This window comes from Tautonia sp. JC769, assembly GCF_040717455.1.
Lineage (GTDB): Bacteria > Planctomycetota > Planctomycetia > Isosphaerales > Isosphaeraceae > Tautonia.
Window position 1 is genome coordinate 152,074 of the sequence record NZ_JBFEFH010000016.1, and the last position, 7,092, is coordinate 159,165.

Genomic DNA, 7,092 nt, shown 5'->3' on the forward strand with positions numbered 1-7,092 from the left:
AGGCGGGGGAGAATCACCCCCCGGCGGGGGCATTCTCGCGGGATTCCCGCCGCCCGATGCCGCCCGGCCCCCCCGCAAGACCGCGGGATTCCACCGCCTCGGGTCGGCGTTTCGGCGAGTCCCGGGAAGAACTTCAGCCGAATCGGCGAGAATTCGGAAACTTGAGGTGGACAGTCTCGGGGGCCTCCAGTATTCTCCGCCCCGGTTTCGGAACTCCACCTTCTCGGAGCGTCGCGAACGGATTCGACGACCCATCATCTCGGGCCGGCAGGGAGGCCGGTGAAGATGGCTCGATCTCGACTGCTGTCACATCACACTCGATTGACCCGCCGTGAATTCGCAACCGATGCGGCACGGTCGCCGTCGCTCGCAATGAGAGGCTCTGGTCCGATCGTTCCCCCACCGACCATCGGTCAGGGGGGCGAGGACGTGACCCGGGCCCGGGGGATGTCCCCGGGGCTCCGGTTCGCGGGCCAACGGTTTTGCCCCGATCGCTCCGGCCGAGGCGGCCGCGTTGGCGGTCGTCTGCGGGGCGGATCGGGCCGGGGGTCCCGGAGGTCTGGCCACGATTCCGAGGCCGGGGCAGCCACCGATTTTCGGCGGCGGCCCGGTCCCGATGCCCTGGAAGGGCGTCGATCTTCGATGATTCAGGAGGGAAGGATGCACACGATTCAAGGCTGGGCCGGGCTGCGACTGGCGGGTATGGCCCTTGCTCTCGGCTTCCTGGGTTTGGGCCCCGTCGTCTCGGCCGACGAGATCGACACGGCCGCCGACACCACGGCCGCCGATGACCTGATCAGCACCACCGGCGTCGCCGACGACGCCGCCGCCGAAACCGTCTCGGCCCCGGTCTCGACGACCCCGGCCAGCCCGCTGGTGCGCTTCAGCACCTCCGGGACCTTCGGCGACACGTCGACCATCTCGGCCGGCAACCTGATGAACTACAACGGGATCGTCCAGCAGACCGTCCGGACCCCGTCGAACGTCAGCTTCGGCGAGTTCCAGGTCCTGCCCGACCTGGGCGCCAATGTCTCGACGACCTACGACAACACCCCGTTCACCGTGGCGTTGACGGTCGGTGAGGTCAACGGCTCCGTGCCGAACCTCAACCAGACCCCGATCTTCATCGACGCCTTCCTCAACGGCACGATCACCGGCGAGACCCAGTCGAACGTCACCGCGACCTTCGACCTCGACCCGGAGAACCTGCCGACCTTCCAGGTGGACGACTTCATCTTCACCATCACCAAGATCGACCCGGTCGACATCGCCCCGTTCACCACCAACGGTGGCCGGACGAGCATCCAGGGCCGCATCGAGGCGGTGCAGATTCCTGAGCCGGCCTCGATCGCCGTGTTCCTCGTCGCCCTGGCCGGCGGCCTGGGCCTGCGTCGCCGGGCCCTCGCCCGCAAGGACGCCTGAGCCGATCGCCCGCGATCGCTCCCGCTCCTGATGAAGAACACCCCCGACGCCCCTCGCCGGCCCGTTCCGGCGAGGGGCGTTTCGCGTTGCGCCCCGGCCCGAATCCCGCCGGCCGGGGTTCCATCCCCGGGGAGGGCCCCCCACCGCCCCGCCGCTTGGGCTTGCCGAGCGGCGGCCCAGGCCCGATCATTGTTGTAAGGAGAAGGGCAACGAGCGTCACCCCCTCCTCCGGAGCGGGGAGCAGCCTCCGACCCTCGCCTCGCCCCCCGGGGAAAGGGTGGTCGGAGGCCGGGCGAGCGGGCTCCCTGTCCGAACGCCTCGCCTCGCGATCCGGGCCCAGACCCCTCACCCCGGCCGCGGGGAGCAGGGTGAAACACCCGACCCTCGCCCCCTTCGGGGCAGAGGGTGCCCGAAGGCCGGGTGAGGGCCCCCGCCGCCACGACCGACACGCAAACCCCGCCCGAAGCACTGCCGAGGTTCCCCGACCGAGCCGCCCCGATCACTCCCGACCCGGCCGGGGACCCCGCGCGGAGGCCGTTGCCCATGACTTCCGGACCGACCGAACTGATGGCCGAGGCCCGATCCGGACGGACCGAAGCGCTGGGGGAGCTGTGCAACCTCTACCGGAACTACCTCCGCATGGTGGTCCGATCGGGCATGGGCCCCCGGCTCCGCGAGCGGGTCGAGCTGTCCGACGTGGTCCAGGAGACCCTGGTCGAGGTCGTCCGCCAGTTCCCCTCCTTCACCGGCCAGAACGAGGCGGCCCTGGTCGGCTGGCTGCGTCGGCTGGTCGGGCAGAAGCTGGCCGACCTGGGCCGCTACCACAGCCGGGCCAAGCGGGTCGGCGACGTGAAGGCCCTGCCGCTCGACGCCCCCTGGGACGCCGACGGCGGCGGCCTGCCCGCCGGCGGGGGCGGCGACGGCGGCCGCTTGCTCGACGTGCTCGCCCTCAGCCAGACCAGCCCCAGCGAGCAGGCCAGCCGCCGCGAGCTGATCGTCCTGCTCGCCGACGCCCTGACCGACCTGCCCGAGGCCGAGGCCGAGGTCCTCTGGCGCTATCACGCCGAGAACCAATCCTTCGAGGCCATCGGCGACCAGATGGGCGTCGGCCGCAAGGTCGTCCGCGGCCTCTGGGCCAAGGGGCTCAAGCGCCTGAAGCAGACCCTCGAAGGCCCGCCCGGCGGTTCCTTGCGGTTCGAGGGAGATGAGCGGGCCGACACACCTCCGGAAAACGCTTAAAGATATTGTAAGCCGGTTGCGTCTCCCCCGGCCCGATCGCCTCGCGGCCACCTCCCCGGGATGACCCGCCGCACGCCCCCCTTTTTTGCGTTCGCTTGCCCGATCGACTCACCTTCGAGGGCCCATCCCATCATGGCGCTCCAGCACGCGGGGACCGAAGCCAGTGACCGGGACGAACGCCTCGGCGAGGCGATCGAGGCCTATCTGGAGCTGGCCGAATCGGGCCGAGCCCCCGAGCCCGACGACTTCGCCCGCTCGTACCCCGACCTGGCCGACGAACTGCGCGAGGCGCTCGACGGCCTGGCCCTGGTCCAGGGGCTGGTCGGGTCGGGCACCGGCCCCGGCGGCGTCGGGTCGAGACGCCTGGCGGCCGGCTACCGGGTGGCCGGCTACCGGATCGTCCGCGAGCTGGGCCGCGGCGGCATGGGGGTCGTCTACGAGGCGGTCCACGTCGACCTCGACCGCCCCGTCGCCCTGAAGATCCTGGGAGGGCACGCCGCGCCCGGGTCGTCGGGCCGCCGGCGGTTCCTGAACGAGGCGAAGACGGCCGCGAGCCTGCACCATACCCACATCGTGCCGGTCTTCGACGTCGGGCAGGTCGGCGGCCTCTGCTACTACGCGATGCAGCGGATCGAGGGCAGCGGGCTGGACCGGGTCCTGCGCGTCCTGCGGCGCGACCGGCTGACCGCCTCCGGCTCCCCCACCGGCCGCAGCCCGATGCCGACCGACCGCGACGCCACCACGGCGATCCGGGACGACAGCCTCGGCTCGGCCCTGCTCTCGCTCCCCGGCCAGACCGCCGGCGACGAGACGCCCGGGTCGTGGACGAGGCGGGTCCGCCTGGCGACCGCCCCGGCCCGCGCCGACGACCGGCCCCCCGCCTTCGTCCCGCCGACCGGATCGGAGTACTACCGCTGGGTCGCCCGCGTCGGCAAGCAGGCGGCCGAGGCCCTGGCCTACGCCCACCGACGCGGGATCGTCCACCGCGACGTCAAGCCGTCGAACCTGCTGGTCGACGCCAGGGGGATCGTCTGGGTCGCCGATTTCGGCCTGGCCCGCCGCCTGGAAGACCCCGGCCAGACCCGAGGCGACGGCCCGGTCGGCACCCCTCGTTATATGAGCCCCGAGCAGGCCGACGGCCGGCCGATCGGCCCGGCCACCGACGTCTACAGCCTCGGGGCGACCCTCTACGAGCTCTTGACCCTCCGCCCGCCGTTCGACGGCCAGACCTCCGCCGAGCTGGTCCGCCAGATCGTCGACCGCGACCCGCCGCCGCTGCGACGCTTCGCCCGCCGCCTGCCCCGCGACCTGGAGACGATCGTCCTGAAGGCCATGGGCAAGCGCCCGGGCGACCGCTACGAGACGGCCGCCGAGCTGGCCGACGACCTCGGCCGCTTCCTCGACCTGGAGCCGGTGCAGGCCCGGCGGATCAGCCCGATCGGCCGGACCTGGCGGCTCGCCCAGCGGCACCCGACGGCCTCGATCATCACCACGGTCGCCGCCGCCGCCATCCTGATCACCGCCACCGTCGCCTACGTCCGGGTCGCCAACGAGAGGGACCGGGCGTTGGTCTTCCAGCGCGAGCTGGCCAACGCCCTGGAGAAGCAGCGCGAGGCGACGCGGTCCGAGCAGGTGGCCCGGGCCGGCGAGCTGCTCAGCCAGCTGCCGGTGCTGCGGGCCTCGACCATGCCCCGCCGCCGCGACGAGGGCCGGGCGAAGCTCCGCGAGGCCGCCTCGCTGGCCCCCGAGGAGTCGATGCGGGTGGCCCTGCGGGACGAGGCCCTGGAGCTGCTGGCCGTCCGCGACGTCGAGGACCGGCCGAGCCTGGCGACCGGCCGGGTCCGGGGCCTCGTCAGCCTCGACCAGTCCGGCGACGGGGACGACGGCCGCGACGACGGCGGGCCGAATCGCGTGGCCGTGCTGAGCGAGGACGGCGAGACCCTGACCGTCTGGGACCCCGACGACCGGATCGCCCTGCTGACCGTCCCGCTCCGCCCGCCGACGATCCGGGCTGAGCAGGAGGAGGGCAACGACGCGCCCAGGCAAACGTCCCGGAGGCGGGGGGCCTGGGGGCCGAGCCTGGCGGCGGTCGGCCCTTCGATCGCGGTGCTGAACCCCGAGGCGCCGGGCATCCTGCTGGTCGACCCGGGCAGCGGATCGGTCCGGCCGCTCGACCTCGACGGGGCCGAGGTGCTCGGCCTGCTCGCCTCGGACCAGGGGCATCGGCTCGTGACGATCGAGGCCATCCCCCGGCCCCCGGCCGAGGAGCCCGACGACGGGGAGGAGCCCGACGACGGCCCGGGCCGATCGGGCCGGGGGACGCGGGGGTCGATGGCCGGCCTCCGGGTCCGCCTCTGGGACTTCGACGCCTCCCCCGTGCCGCTGGCCACGCTCGACGAGATCACCTTCGAGTCGGCCTACCGCCCCTCCCCGTGGCCCCTGGTCGAGTTCGAGCCGGAGGGGAAGACCGTGGTCGTCGGCCGGACGGCGCCGGAGTCTCGCCTGGTGATCTTCGACGCCGAGGACGGCAAGCGGCTCTCCGGGTTCGACACCGGGATCGGCCTGACGGCGCTGACGGTCGGGCCGGGGGGCGTGATCGCCGCGGCCGGCGACGGCCGGGTCCAGCTCTGGGAGGTCGACGCCTGGTCCGGGACGCCCGCCGTCCCCCTGCCCGGGCTGAGCGAGGGGTTCGTCCGGATGCTCCGGTTCAGCCCGAGCGGCCGGCTGCTGGCCACGGCGAGCCGGAACACGGGGATCGAGATCTGGGACCCGGCGGCCAACGCGCCGGTCGCCTCGATCCCGACGGCGACCTGGGTGCAGGACGTGGCCTTCGTCGACGGGCGGACCCTGCTCGTGGCGTCGGGCCCGGCCTCGGAAGTCTGGTCGATCGTCGAGCCGATCGGCCGGATCGGCTTCGAGATCCCCGAGGGGGAGCCGGCCCGCCTGCCCACCTTCGGGCCCGAGGGCCTGATGGTCCTCCCCCTGCACCACGACGCCCCGCGCGTCTGGCATCCCGAGCACTGCCCGACCCGGGCCCGACCCTGGGAACGGGCCGAGGGCCAGGCCGCGGCCCTGGCGTTCGACCACGAGGGGCGGGTGCTCGCCTTCGGCCCCGAGGGCCTCGCCCGCTTCGCCTCGCTCGACGCGGACGAGCCGATCGACCTGACCCCCTGGCCCGATCTCGACGACCCCCCGGCGGCCCCGACCGACGGGCTCCGCCTGATGGCCCGGTCGGCCGACGGCCGATCGGCGCTCGTCCTCCGCGAGTTCGCCCCGCGCCCGGAGGAGGCGTCGCGACGCGACGGGGAACGCGAAGGGGAGCGATCCGGTGCGGGTCGGTATCGAGGGCCGCGGAGGTCGTCGCATGAATTCTGGCTCTGGAAGGCCGGCGAAGGGGACGGGGCGGGCAGCTTGAGCCGGCTCGTGTCGTCGGACCAGGACGAGCCGTTCCCGTTCTCGCCCGACGTCCCCCGGGACCCGTCCCAGCCGACGACCGTCCTGACCCCCGACGGCCGGACGCTCTACTTCGTGGACCAGGACCGCCTGCACGCCTGGTCGCTCGGGGATGGCCGGGCGATGCCCGAGCCGATCGACCTGCCCGAATTCAAGCCCTGCCGCAGCCTGGCCCTCAGCCCCGACGGCCGCCTGCTGACCGTCGGGGGGGAGAACGGCGATGCCCGGCTGATCGCGACGAGGACCTGGGAGGTCGTCGCCGAGCTGCCGCCGCCCGACCCGAGCGTGACCCGCTGGACCCTGGCCGTCGCCTTCAGCCCCGACGGCCGCCTGCTGGCCGTCGGCGACTTCGGCGGGTTCCTGAACCTCTGGACGATCGGGGAGGACGGGGCCAGGCCATCGCCCCGCCGCCTGCTGAGGCTCCCGAGGCGTCGCGACCCGATCTTCGGCCTGACCTTCAGCCGGGACGGCCGCCACCTGGCCAGCCTCGACTTCCGGTCGCCCGAGGACCGCGTCGTCGAGGTCTGGGACCTCAAGGCGATCCGGTCGGAACTGGCCGCACTGCATCTCGACTGGTGACGCCCCCCGGCCGGATCGCCCGGGATGCCGGGGGCCATCCCCCGGGCCCCGACCGTCGGAAGCCGGGCCGGTCGGATCGCCGGCCCTTCGCCTCGACATTTGAAGCGTCCGCATCGCATCACGATCGAGGGCCGATGGCCCGTGCTCGGTCCGACGGTTGCCACCTCGGGTTCCGCCCGCCGGTCGCCTCGTGCATGCTCGCGTCAATCGACCGGCGATAGGTTCACATTCGAAGGCTTCTGGTTGTCGAGGTGGGGGACCTCGGTTCGCCGGCGCCTGGCTCTCCCTGGGATCCTATACGACATCGGGGACGGGGAGGAGAACACTCAGACCGATTCGCCTGAATCCGTGTTCTCTCGTAGGGTCCGCGGTGCGGACCGATCCCGTGACGGCGTTCAG

At 73.1% G+C, this 7,092-nt stretch carries 3 protein-coding genes; all 3 read left to right on the top strand.

Features of this window, described 5'->3' with window-relative positions; all coding sequences use genetic code 11:
* Positions 1 to 660: 660 nt before the first annotated feature.
* Entirely contained in the window at positions 661 to 1,422 is a 762-nt protein-coding gene (locus tag AB1L88_RS16585) for a PEP-CTERM sorting domain-containing protein (protein ID WP_367097791.1), read from the top strand.
* Between the two features lie 543 nt (positions 1,423 to 1,965).
* The gene (locus AB1L88_RS16590; protein ID WP_367097792.1) at positions 1,966 to 2,661 is read left to right on the top strand and encodes a sigma-70 family RNA polymerase sigma factor; all 696 of its coding nucleotides are present in this window, start codon (positions 1,966 to 1,968) and stop codon (positions 2,659 to 2,661) included.
* A gap of 132 nt (positions 2,662 to 2,793) precedes the next feature.
* Positions 2,794 to 6,693: a protein kinase gene (locus AB1L88_RS16595; RefSeq protein ID WP_367097793.1), complete on the top strand. Its 3,900-nt coding sequence runs from the start codon at positions 2,794 to 2,796 to the stop codon at positions 6,691 to 6,693.
* Positions 6,694 to 7,092: the final 399 nt, after the last annotated feature.